Raw genomic sequence first — 1,916 nt, 5'->3', positions numbered from 1 at the left:
TCTTCCGACGCCTCTGGATCTTCCAGCTTCAGGCGCTCGCCTAGCTCTTGCAGCCAAAGCCCACCGGGCTTGCCACGGTCCGCCCAGATCAGCAGGGCCCGGGCCGCAGTTTCACCGCTCAGGCCAAAGGTCGAGGCGATCAGCGGGGTCAGTGCGCGCAAGTAGTCTTCCGTGACGGGCTCGCCAGGCAGTTCAGCATTGGCGAGCGCCGCTTGCATTTCCTTGATCAGGTTGGTGATCTCGGGGCTCGGTGGAATATCCTCCACACCCCGGGTCATCAGCACCAGGTCCGGCACGGTCCAGCCCTGTGCTTGCAGCCAGCTCGACAAACGCTCCACGCAGGCCAGCAAACGCAACCATTCCTCGGCCGGGGCTGCGTTCAGGTCCCGTGGCGCGTCGAAGGTCTCCAGCAACAGCCCCAGCTCGCCAGGCGCCAGGCCGTGCAGGCGGGCCCACAGGCTCAGGGCATAGAGGCCGGACAACCTTTCGCGTGTGGTGGCGAAGCGCACCTCATCGCCTTCTGCGTCATCGCCTTCTGCATCGCTGGCCTGCTCTTTCGGCGCCAGCGCAAGGAAGCGGCCCAGCTGGTACAGCCCTTCGTCGTCTACCTGGCAGGCACGCTTGAGCGTGGCCTTGATAGCGGCCTGTTCCGAGGCCTTGCCGGGGCGCAGGTCGATCACGACGTAGTCTTCCGGGTCCAGCCCGCCTTCGACCAGCGCAGGGTCGTTGAACAGCCGGTCGTACTGGCTCAGCTCGCCGGCACGGGCACTCACAGCGATCAGCTGCCGGCCCATGACCAGCGCCTGCTCATGGGGGATGGCGTAGCGCTTGGCCAAACGCACGGTCTGCGTCAGCACCGCCAGCGACCGCTCGCTGATGGCCACCGGGTCCACGCTGTGGAGGATGCCCTCCAGCGCCTCGGCCCCCAGGCCTGTGGCCTTGTGCAGCCTGATCACCTGGTTGAGCCTGAGCAGGAACCGTGCCGGCGTCAGCTTCGGGGTGACGAAACGGGCACTCAGCACGCGGTCCTGGTCGGTCTCGTGGGTGAACTTGACCCTGTAGGTGGCATAGGAACGGTCTTCGTTCGGCCCCTTCCAGTCGAATTCATAGCTGTAGTCGGTGTCCGGCTTGAAGGCATCGACCTTCAGCATCTCGGGGAACAACTTCAGCTGGTGCACGTCCTCCAGGATGAACTCGATCGCCCCGGCCTGCTTGAGCCTGAAGCTCAACTGCCAGCGGTCGCCGCCCAGGAAGAACAGGTAGGCGTAGTGAATCGCCGTGCTGGCCGAACCGACCCCCAGCTGGTAGATGACGCCTTCGGTATTGAGCAGTTCCGAGACGTTGGTCTGCGACCCCCAACGCTCGTCCTCGACCTGGGCGCCGCCGCCGATGAAGGCCTTCAGGGCCTGGTCGCTCAGGCCGAACCAGTCGCGCAACCGGGCCGGGCGCAGCATGTCCTCCGGCACGGTGCCGGGGAAATACTTCGCGAACTGCTCGTCGACGTTGTCATCGGTGATCTTGTCGGTCAACAGCCCGTACAGGGCGGGAGGGATATCGTGGCAGAGCCCCGCCAGCGAAGGCGCCTCGACGTGCTTGCTGACGTCGGTCGCCGCCCACAGGTGCTTGAAGTCCGGGTCTTTCAGGCGGTAGGCCTGGCGCAGACGATTGTGCTGGTGGTGATAGGGCGTGGCGCCGAGGCCAACGTGGTTCGACAAGCCTTCGAGTGTGTCGCCGTGCTCGCCCAGCCGCTCCATCAGGATGGCGTTGGACAGGCTCAGGGCACTGACCGGTGTATCCAGGTTCACCTGGCTGAGCACCAGGTTCTTCAGGTCAGGGCGACGTGTGTCGATATGCCAGGCATTGCCTGCGGGGTAGAGTTTTTTCGCTTCCCGGTACAGGGCTGCCAGGTAGGCGGC

1 protein-coding gene is annotated in these 1,916 nt (G+C 65.1%); it reads right to left on the bottom strand.

The annotated features are described in order from the left end of the window. On the bottom strand, window positions 1–1,916 hold a 1,916-nt coding region (locus tag ACNFCI_RS23880; protein ID WP_416768407.1), incomplete at both ends, for a Tc toxin subunit A.

The organism is Pseudomonas sp. NY15356 (genome assembly GCF_048068175.1).
Classification (GTDB): Bacteria; Pseudomonadota; Gammaproteobacteria; order Pseudomonadales; family Pseudomonadaceae; genus Aquipseudomonas; species Aquipseudomonas putida_K.
The sequence above is the reverse complement of the archived record's forward strand: the minus strand, read 5'-3'. Positions and strand labels throughout refer to the sequence as shown.